Annotated in this window: 21 protein-coding genes; 9 read left to right on the forward strand and 12 right to left on the reverse strand. The window is 64.5% G+C overall.

The window, feature by feature from the left end; all coding sequences use genetic code 11:
- The first annotated feature begins 46 nt into the window (after positions 1–46).
- Together E1H16_RS00105 and E1H16_RS00110 are read left to right on the forward strand one after the other, a co-directional pair.
- A complete protein-coding gene (locus E1H16_RS00105) occupies positions 47–2,314 on the forward strand; it encodes a heavy metal translocating P-type ATPase (RefSeq protein WP_134321678.1) in 2,268 nt (755 codons plus the stop codon).
- A gap of 105 nt (positions 2,315–2,419) precedes the next feature.
- Complete coding sequence (locus E1H16_RS00110; RefSeq protein ID WP_208378769.1) at positions 2,420–4,567, forward strand: heavy metal translocating P-type ATPase; 2,148 nt, start codon at positions 2,420–2,422, stop codon at positions 4,565–4,567.
- A gap of 83 nt (positions 4,568–4,650) precedes the next feature.
- On the opposite strand, the gene E1H16_RS00115 is transcribed toward E1H16_RS00110, so the two are convergent.
- A complete protein-coding gene (locus tag E1H16_RS00115) occupies positions 4,651–5,796 on the reverse strand; it encodes a serine hydrolase domain-containing protein (protein ID WP_243837634.1) in 1,146 nt (381 codons plus the stop codon).
- 147 nt (positions 5,797–5,943) lie between these two features.
- Between E1H16_RS00115 and E1H16_RS00120 the strand changes: the two genes are divergently transcribed.
- Both E1H16_RS00120 and E1H16_RS00125 read left to right on the forward strand, forming a co-directional pair.
- Positions 5,944–7,488 (forward strand): acyl-CoA synthetase, encoded by a 1,545-nt coding sequence (locus E1H16_RS00120; RefSeq protein ID WP_134321680.1) that lies wholly within the window; start codon positions 5,944–5,946, stop codon positions 7,486–7,488.
- A gap of 249 nt (positions 7,489–7,737) precedes the next feature.
- Positions 7,738–8,250: a hypothetical protein gene (locus tag E1H16_RS00125; RefSeq protein ID WP_166741557.1), complete on the forward strand. Its 513-nt coding sequence runs from the start codon at positions 7,738–7,740 to the stop codon at positions 8,248–8,250.
- On the opposite strand, the gene E1H16_RS00130 is transcribed toward E1H16_RS00125, so the two are convergent.
- Positions 8,247–9,032, reverse strand: a complete 786-nt coding sequence (locus E1H16_RS00130; protein WP_208378770.1) for a helix-turn-helix domain-containing protein — start codon at positions 9,030–9,032, stop codon at positions 8,247–8,249. The two genes, E1H16_RS00125 and E1H16_RS00130, sit on opposite strands and share 4 nt — an antisense overlap.
- 120 nt (positions 9,033–9,152) lie before the next feature.
- On the opposite strand from E1H16_RS00130, the gene E1H16_RS00135 reads away from it, so the two are divergent.
- The 4 genes from E1H16_RS00135 (at position 9,153) to E1H16_RS00150 (ending at position 13,477) form a co-directional block, all read left to right on the forward strand.
- Positions 9,153–9,503 carry a nuclear transport factor 2 family protein gene (locus E1H16_RS00135; protein ID WP_134321682.1) on the forward strand — a complete coding sequence of 117 codons (351 nt, stop codon included), beginning with the start codon at positions 9,153–9,155 and terminating at the stop codon, positions 9,501–9,503.
- 109 nt (positions 9,504–9,612) lie between these two features.
- Positions 9,613–10,755 (forward strand): helix-turn-helix domain-containing protein, encoded by a 1,143-nt coding sequence (locus E1H16_RS00140; protein ID WP_134321683.1) that lies wholly within the window; start codon positions 9,613–9,615, stop codon positions 10,753–10,755.
- 34 nt (positions 10,756–10,789) lie between these two features.
- Positions 10,790–12,406 (forward strand): flavin-containing monooxygenase, encoded by a 1,617-nt coding sequence (locus E1H16_RS00145; RefSeq protein ID WP_134321684.1) that lies wholly within the window; start codon positions 10,790–10,792, stop codon positions 12,404–12,406.
- Positions 12,407–12,496: 90 nt separating this feature from the next.
- Positions 12,497–13,477, forward strand: a complete 981-nt coding sequence (locus E1H16_RS00150) for an alpha/beta hydrolase (RefSeq protein WP_134321685.1) — start codon at positions 12,497–12,499, stop codon at positions 13,475–13,477.
- Here E1H16_RS00150 and E1H16_RS00155 read toward each other — a convergent pair.
- The 10 genes from E1H16_RS00155 to E1H16_RS00200 all read right to left on the reverse strand — a co-directional run bounded on the left by E1H16_RS00155 (position 13,474) and on the right by E1H16_RS00200 (position 22,628).
- The gene (locus E1H16_RS00155) at positions 13,474–14,100 is read right to left on the reverse strand and encodes a transcriptional regulator (protein WP_134321686.1); all 627 of its coding nucleotides are present in this window, start codon (positions 14,098–14,100) and stop codon (positions 13,474–13,476) included. The two genes, E1H16_RS00150 and E1H16_RS00155, sit on opposite strands and share 4 nt — an antisense overlap.
- Positions 14,097–14,489: a DNA-binding protein gene (locus tag E1H16_RS00160; protein ID WP_134321687.1), complete on the reverse strand. Its 393-nt coding sequence runs from the start codon at positions 14,487–14,489 to the stop codon at positions 14,097–14,099. The genes E1H16_RS00155 and E1H16_RS00160 overlap by 4 nt, the downstream gene beginning before the upstream one ends.
- Positions 14,490–14,673: 184 nt before the next feature.
- Entirely contained in the window at positions 14,674–15,291 is a 618-nt protein-coding gene (locus E1H16_RS00165) for a TetR/AcrR family transcriptional regulator (RefSeq protein WP_166741558.1), read from the reverse strand.
- An 8-nt stretch (positions 15,292–15,299) separates the two neighbouring features.
- Entirely contained in the window at positions 15,300–16,772 is a 1,473-nt protein-coding gene (locus E1H16_RS00170; protein WP_166741559.1) for a PH domain-containing protein, read from the reverse strand.
- Positions 16,773–16,849: 77 nt separating this feature from the next.
- Positions 16,850–17,353: a PH domain-containing protein gene (locus E1H16_RS00175; RefSeq protein WP_208378771.1), complete on the reverse strand. Its 504-nt coding sequence runs from the start codon at positions 17,351–17,353 to the stop codon at positions 16,850–16,852.
- 104 nt (positions 17,354–17,457) lie between these two features.
- Positions 17,458–18,183, reverse strand: a complete 726-nt coding sequence (locus E1H16_RS00180; protein ID WP_134321690.1) for a VIT1/CCC1 transporter family protein — start codon at positions 18,181–18,183, stop codon at positions 17,458–17,460.
- Positions 18,184–18,252: 69 nt separating this feature from the next.
- A complete protein-coding gene (locus tag E1H16_RS00185; protein WP_134322322.1) occupies positions 18,253–18,708 on the reverse strand; it encodes a GNAT family N-acetyltransferase in 456 nt (151 codons plus the stop codon).
- Between the two features lie 5 nt (positions 18,709–18,713).
- The gene (locus tag E1H16_RS00190) at positions 18,714–19,283 is read right to left on the reverse strand and encodes a TetR/AcrR family transcriptional regulator (RefSeq protein ID WP_134321691.1); all 570 of its coding nucleotides are present in this window, start codon (positions 19,281–19,283) and stop codon (positions 18,714–18,716) included.
- 34 nt (positions 19,284–19,317) lie between these two features.
- Entirely contained in the window at positions 19,318–20,814 is a 1,497-nt protein-coding gene (locus E1H16_RS00195; protein WP_134321692.1) for an MFS transporter, read from the reverse strand.
- A 146-nt stretch (positions 20,815–20,960) separates the two neighbouring features.
- On the reverse strand, positions 20,961–22,628 hold the full coding sequence (locus E1H16_RS00200) for an ABC-F family ATP-binding cassette domain-containing protein (RefSeq protein WP_134321693.1): 1,668 nt from the start codon (positions 22,626–22,628) through the stop codon (positions 20,961–20,963).
- A 391-nt stretch (positions 22,629–23,019) separates the two neighbouring features.
- Between E1H16_RS00200 and E1H16_RS00205 the strand changes: the two genes are divergently transcribed.
- Entirely contained in the window at positions 23,020–23,376 is a 357-nt protein-coding gene (locus E1H16_RS00205; protein ID WP_134321694.1) for a VOC family protein, read from the forward strand.
- Positions 23,377–23,415 lie beyond the last annotated feature (39 nt).

Consider the following 23,415-nt stretch of genomic DNA (forward strand, 5'->3'; position numbering starts at 1 on the left):
GTTGCCGACCCGGCCGCCACTTGAGTGCAGAGAGAAGGAACGGAAAATGACCACACCAGCGCCGCTCACCGCGGATGCCGGTATCGAACTGGAGATCGGCGGGATGACGTGTGCGTCCTGCGCGAACCGGATCGAGCGAAAGCTGAACAAACTTGACGGCGTCTCGGCAACGGTGAATTACGCAACCGAGAAGGCCAAGGTCACCGTGCCTGAAGGGTACGACCCGGCGTTGCTGGTCGCTGAGGTCGAGAAGTCCGGCTACACCGCGGCACTGCCCAGGCCGCAGACGACAACTGCGGGTGAGGCTTCGGATCCAGCCGATAAGGCCGATCCGGAACTGACCTCGTTGCGACAGCGCCTGATCGGTTCGATCGTGCTCACCGTGCCGGTGATCGCCATGGCGATGATCCCGGCACTGCAATTCACGTACTGGCAGTGGGCATCCCTCACGCTCGCGGCGCCGGTGATCGTGTGGGCGGCATGGCCGTTCCATAAGGCGGCATGGATCAACCTGCGGCATGGCGCCGCGACCATGGACACGCTCATCTCGATGGGCACCAGCGCCGCTCTGTTGTGGTCGCTGTACGCGCTGTTCTTCGGCACAGCCGGCACCCCCGGCATGACCCACCCGTTCGAATTCACGATCGCACGCTCCGATGGCGCGGGGAATATCTATCTCGAGGCCGCCGCGGGCGTCACGATGTTCATCCTTGCCGGTCGCTACTTCGAGAAGCGGTCGAAACGCGAGGCCGGCGCGGCGCTACGCGCGCTGCTCGAACTCGGCGCGAAGGAGGTCGCGGTTCTTCGCGACGGCGTCGAGGTCAAGATACCGACGTCCGAGTTGGTGGTCGGCGACGAGTTCATCGTCCGCCCGGGAGAGAAAATCGCCACCGACGGCGTCGTGGTAAGCGGCACCTCGGCGATCGATGCCTCGATGCTCACTGGCGAGTCTGTACCGGTCGAGGTCGTTTCGGGCGACTCTGTCGCCGGTGCGACCGTGAATGCCGGCGGCCGGCTCGTCGTACGCGCGACCCGCGTCGGCTCGGACACCCAACTGGCCCAGATGGCCAAACTCGTTGAGGACGCACAGACCGGAAAGGCAGACGTCCAGCGTCTTGCCGACCGCATCTCGGGCGTGTTCGTCCCGATCGTGATCGTGATCGCCGTCGCCGCCCTCGGTGCATGGCTCGGTGCCGGTTTCGGAGCGTCCGCAGCCTTCACCGCGGCCGTCGCGGTCCTCGTCATCGCCTGCCCTTGCGCACTCGGTCTGGCCACGCCCACTGCCCTGTTGGTCGGCACTGGCCGCGGCGCGCAGATGGGCATCTTGATCAAGGGACCCGAGGTTCTCGAGTCCACCCGCGAGGTCGACACTGTGGTCTTGGACAAGACCGGCACCGTGACCAGCGGCAAGATGACACTGGTCAGCGTCATCACTGAGGCGGGCGTCGACCGCGCCGACCTGCTGCGTTTCGCCGGAGCGCTGGAGAACGCTTCCGAGCACCCCATCGCCGCGGCCATTGCCAAGGGCGCCGCCGCCGAGGTCGGTCAACTGCCGACGGTCGAAGAGTTCTCCAATATTGAAGGTAAAGGCGTGCAGGGCATCGTTGATGGTGTCGCCGTGCTCGTCGGCCGCGAGTCTTTGCTGGCCGGCTGGTCTCAGCGCCTCTCCAACGATGTCGCCGCCGCCAAGGCGGACGCCGAGGCCGAGGGAAAGACCGTCGTTGCCGTCGGCTGGGACGGGCAGGCCCGCGGCGTGCTCGTCGTCGCTGACACCGTCAAAGAGACCAGCGCCGAGGCCATCGCCGGCCTGAAAGAATTGGGCCTGACCCCGGTGCTGTTGACCGGCGACAATGCGGCCGTCGCGAACCGAATCGCCGCGGAAGTGGGCATCGACGAGGTCATCGCTGAAGTCCTACCCCAGGACAAGGTCGATGTCGTCAGCCGCCTGCAAAGTGAGGGCAAGGTCGTCGCCATGGTCGGCGACGGCGTCAACGACGCCCCCGCGCTCGCCCAGGCGGACCTCGGATTGGCGATGGGTACCGGCACCGACGTCGCGATCGAGGCCAGCGACATCACCCTGGTGCGCGGCGACCTGCGCGCGGCGGTCGACGCGATACGGCTGTCCCGCAAGACCTTGGGCACGATCAAGACCAACCTGTTCTGGGCCTTCGCCTACAACGTCGCAGCAATCCCGATCGCGGCCTTGGGCATGCTCAACCCCATGCTTGCAGGCGCGGCGATGGCGTTCTCCAGCGTCTTCGTTGTCGGCAACAGCCTGCGCTTACGCGGCTTCCGCAGCGTGGCGGTGCGGTAACGGCCATCGACTATCCGGTAATACCTCGGATTCCGCTACCGTTGCGCCCTCGCTGGGGTGAATGCGCAGCTTCGAGCAAAACCGCGCGCTGAGAGGAGAGAAGCGATGCCAGACTCGCACCAGGATCACGGGCACGGATCGAGCCCACTCACCCACGGTGAGCATCACCACGAGTCAGCGCCCGCGCAGCATTCGGTGGACACACACGAAGGCCACCGCACCGGACACGCGCCGCACTCCCACCAGGCCGGCCACGACAACCACAGCGAACATGGCGGGCACGCCGACCAGTTTCGGAAGTTGTTCTGGATCAACCTCATCATTGGGATCCCGGTCGTGGTGTTCTCCCCGATGTTCGCGATGCTGCTGGATTACACGGTGCCGAGCTGGGCGACCTGGATCGCGCCGGTGCTCGGTACCGTGATGTACGCGTGGGGCGGCCGACCATTCCTCACCGGTGCCTGGAGCGAGGTCAAGGCCCGCAAGCCGGGGATGATGCTGTTAATCGCGCTCGCGATCACCGTCGCGTTCTTCGCGTCGTGGGCCGCCACCGTCGGCCTGGTCCACCATGAACTGGAGTTCTGGTGGGAACTGGCGCTGCTGATCGTCATCATGCTGCTGGGGCACTGGGTCGAAATGCGGTCGCTGGCGCAGACCACCTCCGCCCTCGATTCATTAGCCGCCTTGTTGCCCGATGTGGCCGAACGCGTCGACGGAGATGAAGTCGTCACTGTCGATCCCGCGGAACTCCGGGTAGGCGACATCGTGATCGTGCGCCCCGGCGGCAGCGTTCCTGCCGACGGCACGGTGATCGACGGCCGGGCCGACATGGACGAGTCCATGATCACCGGTGAGTCCCGAACGCTATCGCGCGGTGAAGGCGATGCCGTCACCGCCGGTACGGTCGCCACTGACTCGGGCCTACGAATAGCGATCACCGCAACTGGCGACGACACCGCGCTGGCAGGCATCAACCGGCTCGTCGCCGAGGCCCAGAACTCTTCCTCACGCGCGCAGCGCATCGCCGACCGGGCGGCGGCCTTGCTGTTCTGGTTCGCGCTGGTGGCCGCCGTGATTACCGCGATCATATGGACCGTCACCGGCGATCCGGACGCGGCCGTGGTGCGCACGATCACCGTGCTCGTCATCGCGTGTCCGCACGCGTTGGGTCTGGCGATTCCGTTGGTGGTCTCCATCGCGACCGAACGCGCCGCCCGCGGCGGTGTGCTCATCAAGGACCGCTTGGCTCTGGAGTCGATGCGTCGGATCGACGTCGTTCTGTTCGACAAGACCGGCACCCTGACCATGGGCGAACCCGCCGTCACCGACGCCGAAGCCGTGACCGGGTACGACGTCGACACCGTCCTGTCGCTCGCGGCCTCTGCCGAGGCTGACAGCGAGCATCCCCTCGCCAGAGCTATTTTGGCAGCGGCGGCCGAACGCGGCCTGCCACTGGAGAGGGGCACCAACTTCTCCTCCTCACCGGCCGTCGGCGTCACCGCCAGCGTTTCCGGTCACGAGATTCGGGTGGGCGGACCACGTCTGCTGGAGGAAGTCGGTCAGCTCGAAATCGCTGCCGCCGAGGCGTGGCGCCTCGAGGGCGCGATCATCCTGCACGTCGTGCGTGACGGCGTGGTGATCGGCGGGCTCAAGCTAGCGGACGAGGTACGCCCGGAGTCGCGTGAGGCGGTGCACGCGCTGCACCGTCTCGGCATCGAGGTCGTCATGATCACAGGGGACGCCGAGGCGGTCGCGAATGAGGTCGCTAAGAAGCTTGGCATCGATCGGGTCTTCGCCGGCGTGCGGCCCGAGGACAAGTCCGCAAAGGTTACTGCGTTGCAGGCCGAGGGTAAACGGGTCGCAATGGTCGGCGACGGCGTCAACGACGCCCCCGCGTTGGCCCAAGCCGACGTCGGCGTCGCGATCGGCGCCGGCACAGATGTCGCGATTGCTTCATCCGGCGTCATCCTCGCCAGTTCCGACCCGCGCAGCGTGCTGTCCATTGTCGAACTTTCCCGGGCCACCTACCGCAAGATGAAGCAGAACCTATGGTGGGCCGCCGGGTACAACCTCATCTCAGTGCCGCTTGCGGCCGGCGTACTCGCACCGATTGGGTTCGTCCTGCCGATGTCCGTCGGCGCCATCCTGATGTCGCTATCGACCGTTGTGGTCGCACTCAATGCCCAACTGCTGCGACGGATCGACCTCACTCCCGAATCCAGCACCCGTTCCGTCTCGGAACGGGTGGGCTAGCGCGCCGCGAGCACGTCCGCAGACAACACTCAAATGGCTACGTCAGGACGCTCGCCGCAAAGGCAACTCGCAACGGACCTCCGCTAGCGCGAGGACCGCCATGACCGCACCAAGTCGATGACGCCGGCGCCCGCGTACCCGGTCTCGTCGAAGCCCCGCTGAGACAGCACGACGACGGTGGCATCGATGTCCGGGAAACTGATCCAGCGGGTACCGAGCCCGCCGTCCCAGCCGTACGAGCCGTCGGCGTACGCCGCGACGCCGAAGCCCCACCCGGCGCCGTCGAGGATGTCGAATCCGGGCCACACCCGAGTCCGCTGCTCGTCGGTGAGGTGATTGCGCGTCATGTCCGCGACGGTCCGCGTGCTGAGGATCGGAGCACCACCGTGCAGCAGCGCCGACCCGAACGTCAGCATGTCATCAATCGAGGACACCAGTCCGGCGCCACCGTCCTGGAACTGTGGCGGCACGCTCCACTGGCCATCGGCCGCGTCGTACACCTGCAGTTCGCCGTCGTGGCGCAGGTATGACGTCGCTAGCCGGTTTGTGTCAGTGGTGTGGAAGGCGGTGTCGCTCATACCCAGCGGATCGAGTACCCGTTCTCGGAGGACGTCGAGCAACGTGGCGCCAACGGCTCGTGCGGCCAGCACACCGAGCACTTGGAATCCGCTGTGATACAGCCATCGCTCCCCCGGCTGGGTCATCAAAGGCAATTCGCCAAGGCGCGCGATCCAGGTATCGGCATCGGGCATCGCAGCTGGGTTGGGTGGGCCGAAAGTCTCCAAGTTACGTTCTGCCGCAGCATTGACGATCGGCCAAGGCGCGCCTCCGAAGAGCGCACCTTGTTGGCCGAAACCCCAGGTGAAGGTCAGCAGATCTCGTGTGGTGATCGCGCGTGTAGCGGGGACCGTGTCCGTGATCGACCCGCTCGGCTCGCGCAACACCTGCCTGTCGGCGAGTTCAGGCAAGAGCCGGTCGATCGGCTCGTCGAGGGCGAGGGTGTTCTCCTCGACTAACGCGAGTACGGCCGCGGCGGTAATCGGTTTGGTCATCGACGAGATCCGAAACAACGAATCTCGGCCGACTGGGCGCCCATCGGTACCCAGCGATCCGGCAGCGGCCACATAGCGCTCGCCGCGCATGAGCACACCGGCGGCGATTCCTGGCGCCTCGTCGCGCGCGACAGACTCGTCCACCAGCGCTTCGATGCGAGCTTGGATTGACATCATCACCCTCTCGACCCTCCTCCTCGGAGGGTATTGGCGCTCCGCTTCGGAGCATATTGCAGAGCGCCGACTATGACGCGCGTCGCATTTCCTGCCATAGTCGGTGCCAGCAGCCCCGACTGCGGGGCCTCGATCCGAAGGGAAGTTCACGTGTATCCAGGAGCGTACGTCGCAACAACTCCCGACAAACCGGCCCTGATCATGGCCGACACCGGTCGCACTTTGAGTTTCGCTGAGCTCGACGAACTGTCGATCCGACTCGCGAACGTGCTGCACGAGCAGGGATTACGGCGCGGCGATTCGTTGGCGTTGCTCTCCCCCAACGACCCGGTGTATTTCGTCGCGTACTGGGCGGCAATGCGCAGCGGTTTGATCATCACCGCCATCAACTACAACCTCAGCGCCGACGAAGCCGCCTATATCGTCAACGACTGCGGAGCTCGCGCGTTCATCGTGCACAGCGCCATGCCTGAACTCGCCGCACAACTGGTTGAGCTCACCGACAAGGTCGAGTTGCGACTATCGGCGGACGGCCCGCTGCCGCAGCACACCGAACTCGACGTCGCCTTGGCGGGGGCGTCGGCAGAGCCGCTGCCCGAGCAGCCGATCGGCGGACGCATGCTCTACTCGTCTGGTACGACGGGCCGCCCGAAGGGCATCAAGGCACCGCTCGGCGAGTATCAGATCGGTGAGGTACAGGAGCCGCTGACGACGTTCTTCGCCGCCGCTTATGGAATGGACTCGAACACCGTCTACCTCAGCCCCGCGCCGATGTATCACTCGGCGCCGTACGGCTTCACTACGATGACCCAATCGCTTGGCGGCACCGCGATCGTCATGTCGAAGTTCGATCCGCAGAACGCGCTGCAATTCATCGAGCGGTTCTCGGTGACGCACAGCCAGTGGGTCCCGACGATGTTCATCCGAATGCTGAAATTGCCAGACGACGTTCGCGCCAAGTACGACCTATCCAGCCACAGGGTGGCGATTCACGCCGCTGCCCCATGTCCGGTCGAGGTCAAGCAGCGGATGATCGAGTGGTGGGGTCCGATCCTGCACGAGTACTACGCGGCGACTGAAGCCGTCGGGGTAACGCTGATCGACTCACAGACGTGGCTGAGCAAGCCCGGCACGGTCGGCCAGTCGAAGCTCGGGCTGGTCCACATTTGCGATGACGAGGGTGACGAACTGCCGACCGGCGAGCGCGGCGTCATCTACTTCGAACGAGACGAGTTGCCCTTCAGCTATCACAATGCGCCGGAGAAGACGGCTGAGGCGACGAACCCGAAACACTCGAATTGGGGCACTACCGGCGATATCGGGTACCTCGATGAAGACGGCTTCTTGTTCTTGACCGATCGCAAGGCATTCATGATTATCTCCGGCGGCGTGAACATCTATCCGCAGGAGATCGAGAACGCGCTTGCCTTGCATCCGAAGGTGCTCGACATCGCCGTGATCGGGATTCCCGATGATGAGATGGGTGAGCAGGTGAAGGGCGTCGTCCAACCTGCTGAAGGCGTCCAGCCCGGACCCGAGTTAGAACGTGAACTGATCGACTTCCTGCGGGAGCGAATCGCGCATTTCAAGGTGCCGCGCAGCATCGATTTCGTGACCGAATTGCCACGCACCCCCACCGGAAAGCTGGTCAAGGGCAAGGTGCGCGAAAGGTACCTCGCCGATCAGGGCAAGTAAGCGGAGCAGAGCGAGTAAGTCCGTCGACCACCATCAACGGCCAAGCGTGCCGAGCGGCGCGAACTCCGACCAGTTCGCGTTGCTCGGTGCCGACGGTCGCCATTCGAGCGCAGCGAGATCCCGGCGGCACGCAGTAGGTATACCTCAGCAATATTGGCGATTAGACCTGTCCACCGGAAACCAAGCCGCTAGCCTCGGCGTCGTAGCCGCACTATCATCGCAATTCATACCGAAGGGCAGCATGCCATGATGGCGCGTCGCATTCTTTCCGTCATTCCGTTACTCCCGGCCGTCGTCGCGCTCATCGGCGTCACTGGCTGCTCGAATAACGACACCGGTGGCGCGGGCGGCGGCTCCGGAGATCAGCAACAACCGGTCGCTGATGAGGTTGACGCGTGCAGCTCGTTGAGTGCCGACACCATCGATCAGCTCGGGCTGAGCCAGGACGACGCGATCGAGCTCACCGATCCGGACGAGCCGGGTTGCGAGTGGAAAGGCATCAACGCTGCCGACGGTGCGGATGCCGACATTCTGTTCTGGGTGCTGGAGCCTGGAAGCCACACAGACTCAGTCGGCAGTGTCACGATCGCCGGGATCGAGGTGACGATCTGGCATATCGGCGATACGAGCGGGCGATACGTGGTCCCCTGCGGCGCCGATGAGCTCGTGCTGAATTACATCCAGAACCACGGACCGCTCACGCCGACCGAAGCGCTGGATCTCGCCGCCGCAGATCTGATTGATGCCTACGGCTGCGCCTAGTTCCCGCCAGTACTGAAGAACGCGCGCGTTGCGTCATCCGCCGGCAGGAACGTCTCCAGGTGAAGTCCCTCCAGCGCCACATCCCAGGCAGTACTCAACTGCGCCGCAACGCTGTACATGCGGAGGGTTTGACCGCCGACCTCGAGGTGCATGGCTAACACCGGTTCGCCGGTCGGTTCGGTCCGCGGGACCTCACCGCGCAGATCGGTGATCTCTCGCGCCAGTTCGCGGTGGCGCGGATCGCGTGATCGGGTGGCTCTGTTGAGCACCTGGTTATGCAGATGTGTCGCCCATTGGTCCAGATTCTGGATACGGCCAGCCAGACCCGCCGGGTGCACACTGAGCCGTACGACGTTCACCGGCGGTTCCAGCAACTCTGGCGCACATCCAATCAGAAGCGCGTCGACGGCGGCATTGGCGTCCACGAGCTCCCAATAGTCGTCTAGCAGCAGCGCGGGATAGGGCAGGTGGGCATCCAGCAGGTCGCGTAGTCCGGCCATGACCGCTGACAGCGAGGGATCATTGAGCGCGGTATCGGCGAACTTCGGCGCGTATCCAGCGGCGAGCAGCAATTGGTTGCGCTGCCGCAGCGGAACCTCGAGGTTCTCGGCGAGATGCAGAATCATCTTCGGCGTCGGATGCGCCTTACCGGTCTCGACCCGGCTCAGATGGCGGGTCGAGACCGTCGTCAGGTTCGACAGATCCTGCTGACTCAGACGGCGACGCTCGCGCCATTCGCGAAGCATCATTCCAATATCCGGTGCTACGGCAGTTGCGCTCATACCCCAACCCTAGGCACCCGGTGGCGCCGTCAACATGACCTGGTAGGTCATGGATTCGACGCGCCTTCGCCCACACAGTGGATGTCGTCAGCGATGAACAACCTTCGAACGGAGCACACCATGACCACCACTGTCGATGCATACCTCGCGAGCTGGAACGCGACCGGAGACGCACGTACCCAGCTGATTGCGCAACATTTCGCGCCCGGCGTTACCTACACCGACCCGATGGCCGAAGTCGCCGGGCACGACGGTCTCGACGCACTCATTGGCGCAGTTCAGGAGCAGTTCCCGGGATTCGTGTTCAGCCCGGTAGGCGAGGCCGACGCGCACCATCGGCAGCTGCGATTCAACTGGGGACTGGGCCCCGCCGGGGAGGAGCCCGTAGTCGTCGGCTTTGACGTCGTGGTGGTCGATGAGGACGGTCGGATTCGCGACGTCCGCGGCTTCCTGGACAAAGTCCCTGCCTGAAGCTTTGAGACCAGCGGCGACATCACCGGTGATGTCGCCGCTGTTCGCGTCTGGTAATTCGGCGATCGCGCACCATAATCGTTTCAACGGGCTGACCTAGGAGGCCGCGGTGCGCGACGAAACGGCAAATCCCCTGCTGGCTGCGGCCTTCGACGCGATTGATGCGCAGATCGAAGTCGACGCCGACCTGCAGCTGATTCTGGATCAGACCGCCGGCATCCTCGGCTGCCGACTCGGCGTATGCGGGCCGGACGACGAACGCACTGCCGGCGGACCGAGCCGGGGTTCCCCGGCCGCCGCCGGGCGTACGACGCACGCGGTCCCCGGCGTCGGCGAGGTCTGGCTTGAGAATGCCGCAGGCCTGTCCGAGCGGGATGCTCGCCGAGTCGCACAGCGCCTCGGGATCGCCGCTAAGTTCGATCGACTCCGCCGCCGCAGTGCTGGGGAGTTACCGCTGATGAGCGTCGTCGACGAATCGCTATCGACGGAGATCCGCGGCTCCGTTCTGCGCCGTCTCGGCATGGAGCCCTCCAGCCTGGTCACGGTGTTCGCGCTGGTTGCGTGCCACGAGGACGCAGCGGTGTTCGTCGCGCAGCTACGCACTCGCGCCACCAAAGTGCTGCACGCCGAGGATCGACAGTTCCATCTCGTCATGGCTACCGACCTCACCGACTACGGCGCGATTGGCGTACCGGTGGGATCTCGGGCTGCCCACTCCGGCCCGGCGCACGCGATCAATGCACCCGCCGCGTGGCGGCAGGCGAAAATCGGGTTACGGTTCTGCCGACCGAGTCGCCATCCTTGCGGGCCCTATGCGCTGGAGGAAGCAACGTTGGTGGACGCCGATCAACTCGGCGGGTACGCCTTGTTCGCCGAAGTCGCGACACCTCAGCAGATACGGGAAGTCGAGGACGTACGGCGATTGAACCGCTTCGTCGACGAAACCGACGACGACGTACTGATTTGCCTGGAAGCCGTAGCGGCTACCGATTCCATTCGTAAGGCCGCACGCCACCTGCATCTGCACCACAACTCGGTGACCGACCGCATCCGCCGCGCCGAGCGCTACCTTGGCTATCGCTTCACCGCGCCGTACGGCCGGACGCGGCTTTTTCTCACGCTGGTGATGCGCAGGCTGCTGGAATCGGCAGACCTCGTCGAGGCCAGTAGCCAGTTGGCTACCAACCCCAGCCATTTGAACAGTGACCCTCATCACGGCCTGAGCGAGTCTGGAGGAAGTCACGGCGCGTGACTGGCACCACAGCCGACAGAGGGATGGGCGAACCATGGCCACGGGAGACACTACAGACCACGACGTCATCGTGATTGGGGCCGGTTTCGCCGGCATGTACCTACTGCACCGTCTGCGCGACGAGCAAGGACTCCGCGTCCAGGTCTACGAGCGCGGCAGCGGCGTCGGCGGCACCTGGTACTGGAACCGCTACCCCGGGGCACGCTGCGACGTCGAGTCGAAGTACTACTCCTACTCATTCGACTCCGAGTTGGAGCAAGAATGGGAATGGACCGAGCGCTTCCCCGCACAACCCGAACTACTCACCTACGCAAACCACGTCGCCGATCGATTCGACCTACGCAAGAACATCCAGTTCGATACTTCGGTCGAATCCGCCGTATTCGACGACGCAACGAACACGTGGTCGGTGACCCTGGCGGACGGAACCACCGCCACCGCGACCTACCTGGTCACTGCCGTCGGCTGCCTGTCGGCCTCGCAGATCCCACCGTTCGACGGAATCGACTCCTTCTCCGGTCCGACCTACCACACCGGTCGCTGGCCGCATGAGGGCGTGGATTTCAGTGGCAAGCGGGTGGGCATCATCGGCACCGGATCCTCCGGCATCCAGGCTATTCCGGTCATCGCCGAACAGGCTGCCCACCTCACCGTCTTCCAGCGCACCGCTAACTTCTCGCTCCCCTCGCGCAACCGACCGCTGAAGCCCGGCGAGCAGGATGAATTCAAGGCCGACTACCCGAGCATTCGCGCGGCGCAGCGCATGGCCAGGGGCGGACAACCGGTGGCCGATCCGATCGGTAACGCACGCGAGATTGACCCAGCGACCCGCGCCAAGACGATGGATGATGCATGGGCAGCGGGCGCCGTCGCATTCATGGGCGTATTCGCCGACACGATGCTCGATGAGGACGCCAATAAGGTCTCGGCAGAGTACGTGCACGACCGGATCCACGACATCGTCGAGGACCCAGACACCGCGGACCTGCTGTGTGCGAAGACCCACCCGATCGGCACCAAACGGATTTGCCTGGATACCAACTATTTCCAGACCTACAACCGGGACAACGTCAAGTTGGTAGGCATCGCCGATACGCCGATCGAACGGATCACCGAGAAGGGGGTTCAGGTCAACGGAACCGAGTACGAGTTTGACGCGATCGTGTTTGCCACCGGCTTCGACGCGATGACCGGCCCGCTCAACCAGATCGACATCCAGGGCGTCGACGGGATCAAGTTGAAGGACGAGTGGGCCGCCGGGCCGCGCACCTATCTGGGTATCGCGTCTGCCGGCTTCCCGAACATGTTCATGGTGACGGCACCGGGTAGCCCGTCCGTGCTGACGAACATGATTCCGACGATCGAGCAGCACGTCGACTGGATTACCGACTCAATTCAGTACAACCGCGAGCACGGAATTGCCCGTATCGAGGCGAAGCGTGACGAGCAGGATCAGTGGGTCCAGCACGTCAACGAGGTAGCGCACACGACGCTGTATCCAAAGGCGGCGTCCTGGTACATGGGTGCGAACATTCCCGGAAAGCCGCGAGTGTTCATGCCGTACATCGGCGGGCTCAACGTGTACCGGGACATCTGTGACGACGTCGCAGCAGATGGATACCGCGGATTCACCCTGAGCCCGGCCGCCTGAGTGCGCGCTGGTACACACGCGGAGGCGCTCGGCCTCCGCGTGTGTCAGCACGCTCCCATGAATTCCTAGCCTTGAAGGAAAGTGAGCAACGTGAGCACTACTGACCAGCCGACGTCCACACGTCACCTCGTCGATCCCGAGACCCTGCCTGTCCTTGATGCATTCCCACCGTTGAGCCTCTCGGCTGAGTCTCTGGCGTCGGTTCGCGAGATGATGGGCGCTCCGGTTCCAGACGCACCTGACCCGGCGGCGCTCTTCCCGGACGTCACTGTCAGCGAGAAGCACATCCCCGGCGTAGACGGCGATCCGGACGTGCGCATCTTGCATTATGACCCCAAGTCGCGCACGACGCCGACGGCCGCCCTGGTATGGATTCACGGTGGCGGTTATGTCATCGGAACCGCAGATTCCGACGAGATGCTATGTCGGCGGATCGCGACCGAGACGGGGGCTGTCGTCGTCTCGGTGGATTACCGTCTCGCCCCGGAAACAGTCGCACCGGGGTTGGTCCACGACTGCTATGCCGCCCTGGCATGGGTCCATCGGAACGCCGATGAATTGGGCGTCGATCCCGCCCAGGTCGCAGTGGGCGGCGCGAGCGCCGGTGGCGGCCTGGCTGCCACGTTGTCGATCTTGGCTCGCGATAAGGGCGAGTATCCGGTCGCGTTCCAGTTCCTGATTTACCCCATGCTCGACGATCGCACCTCAAGCAGCGTGCCCGCGCACGCGTACGCGGGTGAGTACATCTGGACACCGAGCGACAACCGATTCGGCTGGGCGTCGATTCTGGGACACGAGCCCGGCGGGGACGGCGTATCTGCGCACACCGCCGCGGCCCGGGTGGAGTCAGTCGAGGGCCTGCCTCCCGCGTTCATCGCGGTCGGCGCCCTCGATCTGTTCCTAGAAGAGGATCTCGCGTATGCGACACGGCTGATCCGGGCGGGCATCCCCACGGAATTGCATGTGTATCCAGGTGGATGGCACGCGTTCGACATGGTCGCCGATTCGCGGATCGGGCAGGCGTACGCTCGCGACTTCATGGCTGCGTTGAACCGACAGTTCAACGGTTAGGCCTCGGTCGCCCGGTCGATACCCAACGTCGCGATGAGGTCTTCGTGCAATTCGAACCAGACGCGATGACACGAGTCGATATTTGTTCCGTCAACCCAACGCAGCCCGCCGGCCATCGCTTTGGCCAGCGCGGCATCGAAACGGAGGTCGTAGCCGGAAAATCTCGGTAGTGCGTCGACGAGCCGCCCGATGAGCACCCGAAGTTCTGCGCTGAGTTCTCCTAGCTCATAAAGAATTCCCGTGTCACGCGCGATGTCCACGTGCACATTCGGCGCCAGCGGATCGTCGTGCGTCGGGGCGAGTTGCCAGTCCGACACCGCACGCACCAGACGGCCGTTCAATGGCAGGAAATCTCGATACGCGGACGCGACCGCTGCGGTTGCTCCAGCCTGATTCCGTTCCGCGGCAAGCCTGCGTTCATTCTCGGCCCGTCCCGCAGTGGTCAACGACCATCCATCGAGATCGGCGAACGCGGAGCGTTGAACCCACCCGACGTTCTCGGCAGCGTCAAGCGCAGCAATCGCCACGTCAACATCGACCGCTGCTCGTTCGGCAGTGGCAGCGGCATCCGCGAACCCGAGCAGCCGCACTGCATGTAGGACCTCCACGCCGGCAGTCGTCACCTCTCCTCCTGGCGTGCGGTGAGGCGTGCGACGTATTGCTGGCACGCCTGCGGCGAGCGAAACCCCATCGCGTCGGCGATCTGGCTCCAGGTCAGACCCGCACTGCGCGCGATGAACAGCAGTCCTGCCTCCGCTCCATCGACCTCGGCGCGTGCAGCCGGCAACAGTGTCAGCGTTGCCAACACATCATCCGGCGATAGGTCCCCCGCGCGCCACAGCGCAAATTGGGTCAGGTCGACGGCAGTGAGCGGTGCTGGCGCAGGTCGCCACGGACGCGCCTCAAGCTCATCGGCGCCGAGTGATTCCAGACGATTCCGCGCCGCGAACTCTCGCTCGGCCCGTTCTCTGTCCGCATTGCCGTCCGTATCCCATTTTGGCTCGCGACTCATACGGGCCATCCTGGTCCCCTCAACATTCTATTGTCAATACTTTGTTGACCACATCCCGATTCTTCCGCTGACCGAAGCCACCGCACAGATTCGCACCGGCGACCCGCGCACATCGACCCCGCACACACCGACGGCGTGCACGTCAACGGCGGCGCCGGAACGGACCCGGCGCCACGAGCAGTTCCTAGTTTCGGGCCGCAGAACTATCCGGCGCGATACCGCGGAAAACGACCTCGACAATCTCTCGCCGCAGGTCGGTCAAATCCGCACTCAAGTCGCGTTGCAAGGTCGTTGTCGCGATATCGAGTACCGCCTCAACGAGGGCAACCGCGATGCCGATCGGCATCGTACGGAACTGACCTCGCTGGATCCCCGCGCGCAAGATACCCCCCAGGAGAGCTGCCTCCTGCCCCGTATCGGCCAAATACATCGGAACGCCGTCCGCCCCGCGATGGGTAACGACGATCTCGATCCCGGCGACTATGTCCGCACGGTGGGCATCAGCAAAGTCGAGATAGGCCTCGAGATACGCCAGCAACTGCTCGCTCGGCGTCGCGAACCGCTCGACCGCCTGGACCAGTTGCCGCTCGAGTGCTGTGAACACGCGCTCGACGACTGCCAGCAGGAGTGCATCCTTCGACTCGAAGTAATAGACCGTAGCGCTCTTGGCAACCCCAGCAGTGCGCGCGATCGCCGCGAGCGACGCCTTGGGGTACCCCACCTCGTTGACCGTATCGATCGCCGCCCGCAGCAGTTGTTCGCGGCGGACCTGTTCGGTGAAGGTGGGAGTCGAGGACGACATGTCATGCATTATCGCTCGTCGGCCTCGGCCAAGAAGTCATCGAGTACGCCGCCGGTAGTGAGACGCGCGAATTCGATGCCGTTGCTCGTGCTGACATCCGGCGCCTCGTAGACGCCCCATCCGGCAGCCGTCCTGGCCGAGACCGTGCAGAGATTCAACCGCCGCTGCAGTACCGATTGGCGCACGACGATCGTGCTGACGGCATCGCGTCGTAACGCGGTCGTCGCGCGCGCAGCCAGACCCGAGCGAACGACGAGGTACTCGCCGGAGATGGCGTGCCCTAGCGCACGATAGGCAATCCACGCGCCGCCGAGCGCAATCAGCCACGCCCCGACCGCGACCCACACGAGCCACATCGGGAGCAGTCCGGTCGTCCATGGCCAAGCGATCAGGCCAATTGGGATGAGCACGCCCAGCGTGGCCCACCACAACCTGCGGCGCAGAGCCGCGCGGGGATGAGGTTCCAGTACCGCGTCGAGCGGACACGGTTCACCCAGAACGCGGTCCGCGACTCGCCGTGCGACACGAACGGGGCCGCGCGGCAAGATCGCCGTCGGTTCTTCGGGATCCCACACGCTCAACCCGGTCGTCACGATGTTCGTGTCGGCCATACCCATCCACCGCCACAGCAACGGTTCGCTGATCGTTAGACCACGACGACGGGCCTCGTCTCGGTTTACTTCGCGGGTGCTGAGCAGGCCACGTCGCGTGCGCAGGAACTCCTTGTCACCTCGTCGAACTCGGTCAAGTTCGAAGCCCCAGTTCGCAGTCAGATAGCGAACTGCCATCCCCACCGCGCCGAGCAGGCCGCACGCGACCAGGCCAAGGACGATGGTCCACCACCACCCTCGCGAGCCCGGATCCCATGCCCAACTGAGCGCTCCGAGGACGTCCACCCCTACCGAGGCCAGGATCCAGTACGCACCCCAGAGCATTCCGGCGGCCATGACGTACGCCCACACGCTGAACATGTTGTAGACCGCCCACCACGGGCGAGCCTTACCCAGCGGCTCAGCACGCTCCGCAGTGGATCCGGTTGGTTCGGCGACCTCCGTAGACTCTGCCGATCCGCCAGAGAGCAATTCTTCGCGCAGCGCGGCCGCGTCACTCTTGGTCAGCGCATCCAGGCGGAGCGCCGCTTCGCCGGCACCCACTTGCTGACCCGCGCCGATCGTCACTACTCGCAGGCCCGCGATGCGATGGCGCAACTTGGCGTGCGTATCGGCGCTACGTATGCGGTCCCGGCGTAGCGTGCGGGTACGTCGTACGAACACTCCAGTGTGACGCTCGACCTCGTCCTCAGTGACTCGATACCGCGTGAATGCCCAGCGGACGACATCGCCCATGGCGCCGCCGACACCAACGACGGCCACCAGGATCACCGGCCACATCGACGACCACGCGAGATCCACGTTGGTGAACGCAATCACGACGATGCTGGGCGTCAGCGCGAGCATGCTCTTCAGGAGGTCGACCCACACCACTCGCGAGCTCAGACGTCGAAATGGCACACGCTCCGGTGACGGGCGGCCCGTAGTCGACACCGCTACCTGCGATGTCACGTCGCATCGCCCTCGCTCAGTTCAGCAACGGCGGCCAACTGCGAGGCCGCGCGCTCGGCAGTTCGGCGATCGAGTCCGACGATATTGATCGCGCCGGCAGAGGACGCCGTGGTCACACGAAGCGTGGACAGGCCAAGGAATTGTTCGAGCGGTCCGCGAACGGCATCGACGGTCTGGATTCGCGAGGTCGGCGCCACCCGCCACTCTTGCACTACCCACCCCGTCGTTGCGTACGTCGCGCGGTCGGTGATTTCCCAGCGATGAACCCGAAAACGCCACCATGGGGCAACGAACAGCAGCACCAGCACGAGCACGCTCGCGCCGATGATCGGCGCGAGCAGCCATGGCCACGCCGAACTCCACAGCAGCCCGATGACGACTAGCACCACCAGGATTAAGCCCCACGACAATAGCGACCTCAGCATCCACCAGGCGATCGCGCGTCGCTCGATTCCGTTCGCCGCGGGCCTCATCATGCTCGCCACTCGGGTGTCGTCCATCGATCCCCCTGATCGATTAGTCCGCTCGGTCTAACTATAGACCGATCGGACTAACCGTGCCACGCGCTAGATTTGCGGCCCGCGACGTTAATCGACTCGCGCTGTTACCCGACGACCGCGCCGAACAGCGATCCAACGAGGAACGTCGCACCCAACGCCGCGGCGCCACCGATGATCGTGCGCAAGATTGCGCGCCAGCGGTTCGCGCCACCCACCCACGCCGCGACATACCCGGTAATAGCTAAGGCGGTGAGCACGGCGAGGAATGTTCCAAGGATCCGGACACTCTCAGGCAGTAACAAGATTGTGAGCAGTGGTAGCAAGGCGCCGATCGTGAAAGCCACCGCGGAAGCCGCCGCCGCGCGCCACGGGCTGACGACGTCGTCCTGGTCGATGTTCAGCTCGACCGAGAGATGCGCGGAGAGCGCGTCCTGCGCCGAGAGTTCGGTCGCCACGCGCGTCGCCGTCTCTCGGGTAAGCCCCTTCTGCTCGTACATCTCGACCAATTCGGCGAACTCAGCCTCCGGATCGTCGGCGAGTTCTTCCCGTTCCTTATCGATCAGCGCACGCTCGGTGTCACGTTGGCTCGAGACGGACACATACTCGCCCAGCGCCATCGAGACCGCCCCACCGACCAACGCAGCCGAACCGGACAGCAGCACGGGCGTCAACTCATCTGTGCCGCCGGCGACGCCCACGATGACAGCCGCGGTCGACACAATGCCGTCATTGGCGCCGAGAACGCCCGCACGTAGCCAATTCAACCGTTGCGCGAGTCCGGGGCTATGCGGCTCGTTCGCATGGTGCTCGTCGCGAATCTCCGTGGTCATACTGGTCACCGTAGAACTCCGCGATGCCAATCTCTAGCAAGGACAGGCGTCCCTCATCGCACCCGATGCTCAGTCGAACTCCCGCAAGTACATCAGCATCCGGTAGTCCGTGCCCGGTTCGACGTTGACGAAACCGTGCCGTTCGTAGAAGCGGCGGGCGTCCACATCGATCTCATCGACGTTGATGTGCATTTCGCCGCCGCCGCGTCGAACTACCTCATCGATCGAGCGCTGCAGGAGGGCGGTACCGATCCCGTTGTTGCGCTGCGCCGGTACCACATAGAGTTCGTCGAGGACAGCGAGCGGTCCATCGCAGTAGACCGTGGGACGCAAGGTGACGACGGCGTACCCGTCCGGCTCTGCGCTACTTCCGGCCAATAACGCCAAACCGGCAGGATGCTCGACCAGCCGGCGGAATCGCGGCAGCAATACCTCGTACGGCGGCGTTGGGTCATCGAACTCCACCGAGAACGCGACCTGCATTCGCGCCAACACCTCCGCGTCGTCAACGCCGGCAATGAACATCTCAGTCACCGCTGAGCACTCCTCAAAGTCATTTCGATGAGTTCCGCTTCTAGCAATTGATTGTCGGCGTCGGACAACACCGCGCCCCACAACGGACCACTGCTGACGCCGTCCGCTGCTGACACCACGATGCGCACCACCGCCGGGTCGAGACCGTCTCCATGTAACGCCGCGCGCCACCAGTCCGCATCCTGCTGCGCGATCGCGCTCATGCCCGGCTCGAACATCAGGTGCACCGCGAGCGCCACGTAATCACGCAACCCAGAGGTGTCGCGCCCCATCGCGAAACTGGTGCGGATGTACGCACGCGCAAGTCGACCCGGCGCGTCCTCCGGCTCTTGCGCGGCACGCTCCTGGACCGCCGCTCGGAACTCGTCATTCAGGCTGACTGCCATCTCGCTCAGCAGCGACTCTTTACTCGGGAAGTGATAGAGCAAGCCTCCCTTGGACACCCCGGCGGCCGTCGCGATGTCGCTGATCGGTACCGCAGTGCCATGGCGTCCGATCAGTTTCGCGGCCGCGTCAAGAATGAGTCGCTTGGTGTCACCGGCACTACGCCCGGGCGTACGCGCCATGTCTCCCCTTCCCTTCGAGCATCATTGTGCTTGATTAATGCACTGCCTCGCTCGTGGCCGCCGCCCGATCGTTCGGAATAAGCCGGAACGCCACGAGCGCGCCCAGGACCATCACGCTGCTGGCGATCAGCGTCGTTACTTGCATCGCGTGGACGAAAGCATTCTGAACGAGACCAAGCAATTCGCTGGAGGGCTCGAGAACAGTGACCGCTGAGGCAAGCGAGTCCTCCATCAGGTTGGCTACGTCCGCGGGCACACCGTCAGGTACGGCGACATTTCCGCGATAGAAGGCAGTCATGAGTGAGCCGAGTACGGCGATACCGATCGCCGTACCAAGCTCGTAGGCGGTCTCGGACACCGACGCCGCGGCCCCAGCCTTGGCCGGTTTGACCGCGGATACGACCGCATCGACGCTCAAGGTTTCGGCGATACCCAGACCGAGCCCGAGCGGCACCAATGCCAGCAATACCCAGACCAACTGTTCACTGCCTTCCAATGCGGCAATCAGCGCTAGGCCGAGCGCTCCGCCGAGCAGACCCACACCGATCGCCCGCCCGCGTCCGAGCCGCGCAACGAGGTAGCCCACCACCGCAACCGCCGCCATGGCTGCAGCGGCCGCGGGCAGTTCAGCCAGACCTGCCTCCAGCGGTCGCAACCCACGCGCGAGTTGCAGGTACTGCGAGAAGAAGAACAGCGCGCCGCTCAGCGCAAACACTGAGAGGAAGTTGACCAACACCGCACCGCTAAACGCCGGATTCCGGAACAGTTCGACGTCGATCATCGGTGCATCAACTCGGCGCTGCCGCCGTGCGAATGCCACCCCGGCAAAAACGGCGACCACGATGGCCGCGACCGTGGCGTTATCGAACGCACCGGTCGCGATCTGCTTGATGGCATACACGATCGGCACGATTGCCAGCATCGATAGCGCACTGGAGATCAGGTCGAACCGGCCGGGCTGTGGGTTCCGCGACTCCGGCAACCACCATGACCCAAGGGTGAGCACGAGCAGCACCACCGGCACGTTGATGAGGAATACCGAGCCCCACCAGAAGTGCTCCAACAGCGCACCACCCACGACCGGGCCCACGGCGATGCCGCCGGCGGCAGCAGCTGACCAGACCGCGATAGCGCGGGTCCGCTCGACAGGATCGGTGAAAATATTCCGGATCAACGAGAGGGTCGACGGCATGATTGTCGCGCCCGCCATGCCTAGCAGCAGTCGCGCCGCGATCAGCACTTCAGGTGTCGGCGCAAACGCGGCGAGTAGCGAGACGAGCCCGAACGCCGCGGATCCGAACAGTAGGAGCCTTTTGCGGCCGATCCGGTCAGCCAGGTTGCCCATCGTCACCAGCAGACCGGCTAGTGCGAGCGAGTAGATATCGCCAACCCACAGCACCTGCACCGCGCTCGGCGCCAGATCGGCAGTGAGGGCCGGGACCGCCAGATACAGCACCGTCGCATCGACTGCCAGCAGCAGCACCGTCCCCGCTAGCACCGCTAACGCAGACCACCTCCGCCTCGGCGTCATCGGTCACCTCTCCTCAGTTACTTAACCGTCCAGCCGGTATAGTATCTGAACAGGCTCTCGCCCGGCATCTACAGAAACGATCTGTGACGCGATTCGCGTCCGCGACCAGACCCACGACCTTCTGAAACGGGTCCGCGGTACGTGCCCTAGGTCGTCGATTGACACTTGTGAGCGCCTCGCGACGTCACTGATTCGGTATCTAGGCGCAGGTGCGGCCAGTCATCGACGTCGCGCAGGAGTTGCCGGTCATGGGTGGCCAGCACCACGGCCGCTGGAGTCATCCGCAACGCGTCAGTGAGTTCGTCAACGAGCGCGATCGACAGATGATTCGTCGGTTCGTCCAGTAACAACACGTGTGGACGGGTAGCGAGCACGAGGGCCAGATCAAGGCGTCGCTGTTGCCCCATGGACAACTCGCCGACGCGCTTACCTTTCTCGCGCGCGGAGAGCAGACCGAACTGCGCCAGTCCGAGCGCTCCGGCGTCGGACAGGACCCCGGTAGCGACCAGCGATTCGACGTGATCGGCGTAGACGTCGGCGGTCCGCGCGTCCGGCGGCAAGGCGGATTCCTGACGCAGGACCCCGATCCGGGTTCCGTGGGGCACTCGAACCGAACCTTCGTCCGGCACCTGTTCACCGCTGGCGATGCGCAGCAGCGTGGACTTCCCCGCCCCGTTCGGACCGGTCACCACGAGCCGACCGCGGTGCGACAACGTGAACGATACGGCCCCCGGGAGCCTGCCCTCAAGCGCTACCTCCTCGACGCTCAGCAATACCGCTCCGGTGCGCGTCGCCAGATCAGGGAAGCGGAAGACTAGCGGTGGCTCCGGGACCGTTAGCGCATGCGCCTGCAACGCGTCCTGACGCCGACGCACGCTCTGCACAAGTCCGCCCGCACGCGTCGCGCGGCCGTGTTTGTTGGTCCCCTTATCTGGTCGCCATCCAGAGACGAGTCGATTCTGAGCAGCGCTCAATTCGTCAGTCAGCCGAGCATGCTCGGCCTGCTGGCGCTGGTACTCGCGTTCCCAGTTCTCACGCTCAACTAGGCGCCCCGCACGGTAGCCGGCGTATCCATTGCCATAGGTTCGCGGCCGCTGGTCGTACGTCGGGTCGAGGTCGAGGATCGTCTGCGCGAGGTCGCTCAGCAACGCACGATCGTGACTGACGATCAGCACTCCTCCAGAGCGCGACCGCAAACTAGCGGTCAGGAAGTTCAGCCCGTCACGATCTAGGTGGTTGGTCGGTTCATCCAGCAGCAGGAAATCATCGTTGGCGCCGAGCAGGCACGCTAGACGCACACGATACCGCTGGCCAACCGACAATTCAGCCAGCAGCCTGCTCATATCGGTCTCGGCGCCGAGCGATTCAAGGGCGACCTGCACTCGACGTTCGGCGTCCCATGCGTCCAGTGCCTCAACACGTTCAAGGGCTGCGGAGTATCGGTCCTCCGCTGCGTCGCCGTCGGCCAGGTGCAGGCCGGCGATCTCGAGTTCGGTGAGGGCGGCGAGTGGTTCAGCAACCGCGCTCGCTACCGCATCGCCGACCGTCCTGCCTTCGGCTGCGTGCATCTCCTGTTCGGCGACGGCGACCGTCCCGATCCGCCGTACGGATCCGCTGTCTGGAGCGAGCGTGCCAGCGAGCACGTGTAGGAGAGTCGATTTCCCCCTGCCGTTCTCGCCGACGACGGCGACGCGGGAGGTCGGGCCGAGCGTGAGGTCGACGTGCTGAAGCACTGGCGTTGCGCCTCTGGCTACGGAGATATCTGAGGCGATGAGCTGCGCGCGATGGCGCGCGGGAATTCGGTGGGTAGGCATACGTGTCCTTCGACATGCGCACCAGGCGTCGTCAGCCATATAGGGTGCGCGAAACGGGCGACCCGTGTCGGGTCATGGCCATGGGCCACCGCGAATCTCGGATGAACTCGACGAGCGCGGAAGGCCTACCCAGGCTTTAAAGGAAGAACAGCAAATGCATGCCCGCCACGCTACCCGGTGCCATCGCGCGGCGCATCCCATTTTCGGGCGCATCCCATTTTCGACAGCTAACCCGGACCGTCCTGCGCCCGTGCGAAGATTCCGCCCGTGCGTGGCGGTGCACGTGCGGCACGACACTTGGTCGCGCGCGCTCACTCGGCGCATTAGGCTGCGTCCATCGCCGCGTTATCTGGATTGGCGTTACCACCCGACTGCTTTCGGAGGTACCTGAATGTCCTCGATCCACCACGCGATCAGCTACATCGAGCTCGGCGCGAACGACCTCGAAGCCACCCGCACCTTTTATGAAACGGCCTTTGGCTGGGAGTTCAACGACTACGGACCCACGTACTGCGGAATCAAGTCGCCGGACGGAAATGGTGAGGTGGGCGGTCTCAACGCCACTGCCACCTCCAGCGATGCGGGCGTGTTGGTCTTGCTGTTCTCGAACGACCTCGATGCAACGGTGCGAGCCGTGCGTGATGCGGGTGGCAGGATCGCGGCCGAGCCGTACGACTTCCCCGGCGGACGACGATTCGAGTTCCTGGATCCCAGCGGTAACCGACTCGGCGTGTTCGCCGACGCGTAACCTCGCCGCTGTTCTACCCGGTCGGAGGCGGTGATCGAC

Source organism: Cumulibacter soli (assembly GCF_004382795.1).
GTDB classification, from domain to species: Bacteria; Actinomycetota; Actinomycetes; order Mycobacteriales; family Antricoccaceae; genus Cumulibacter; species Cumulibacter soli.

What these genes read in the sequence shown, in the direction of transcription:
- E1H16_RS00145 (WP_134321684.1), top strand. Translation starts at nt 10,790, where the DNA reads ATGGCCACGGGAGACACTACAGACCACGACGTCATCGTGATTGGGGCC.
- E1H16_RS00180 (WP_134321690.1), bottom strand. Translation starts at nt 18,183, where the DNA reads ATGACCACGGAGATTCGCGACGAGCACCATGCGAACGAGCCGCATAGC.
- E1H16_RS00200 (WP_134321693.1), bottom strand. Translation starts at nt 22,628, where the DNA reads ATGCCTACCCACCGAATTCCCGCGCGCCATCGCGCGCAGCTCATCGCC.
- E1H16_RS00205 (WP_134321694.1), top strand. Translation starts at nt 23,020, where the DNA reads ATGTCCTCGATCCACCACGCGATCAGCTACATCGAGCTCGGCGCGAAC.
- E1H16_RS00175 (WP_208378771.1), bottom strand. Translation starts at nt 17,353, where the DNA reads ATGGACGACACCCGAGTGGCGAGCATGATGAGGCCCGCGGCGAACGGA.
- E1H16_RS00190 (WP_134321691.1), bottom strand. Translation starts at nt 19,283, where the DNA reads ATGGCGCGTACGCCCGGGCGTAGTGCCGGTGACACCAAGCGACTCATT.
- E1H16_RS00130 (WP_208378770.1), bottom strand. Translation starts at nt 9,032, where the DNA reads ATGAGCGCAACTGCCGTAGCACCGGATATTGGAATGATGCTTCGCGAA.
- E1H16_RS00125 (WP_166741557.1), top strand. Translation starts at nt 7,738, where the DNA reads ATGGCGCGTCGCATTCTTTCCGTCATTCCGTTACTCCCGGCCGTCGTC.
- E1H16_RS00160 (WP_134321687.1), bottom strand. Translation starts at nt 14,489, where the DNA reads ATGAGTCGCGAGCCAAAATGGGATACGGACGGCAATGCGGACAGAGAA.
- E1H16_RS00110 (WP_208378769.1), top strand. Translation starts at nt 2,420, where the DNA reads ATGCCAGACTCGCACCAGGATCACGGGCACGGATCGAGCCCACTCACC.
- E1H16_RS00135 (WP_134321682.1), top strand. Translation starts at nt 9,153, where the DNA reads ATGACCACCACTGTCGATGCATACCTCGCGAGCTGGAACGCGACCGGA.
- E1H16_RS00185 (WP_134322322.1), bottom strand. Translation starts at nt 18,708, where the DNA reads ATGTTCATTGCCGGCGTTGACGACGCGGAGGTGTTGGCGCGAATGCAG.
- E1H16_RS00165 (WP_166741558.1), bottom strand. Translation starts at nt 15,291, where the DNA reads ATGTCGTCCTCGACTCCCACCTTCACCGAACAGGTCCGCCGCGAACAA.
- E1H16_RS00115 (WP_243837634.1), bottom strand. Translation starts at nt 5,796, where the DNA reads ATGATGTCAATCCAAGCTCGCATCGAAGCGCTGGTGGACGAGTCTGTC.
- E1H16_RS00105 (WP_134321678.1), top strand. Translation starts at nt 47, where the DNA reads ATGACCACACCAGCGCCGCTCACCGCGGATGCCGGTATCGAACTGGAG.
- E1H16_RS00195 (WP_134321692.1), bottom strand. Translation starts at nt 20,814, where the DNA reads ATGACGCCGAGGCGGAGGTGGTCTGCGTTAGCGGTGCTAGCGGGGACG.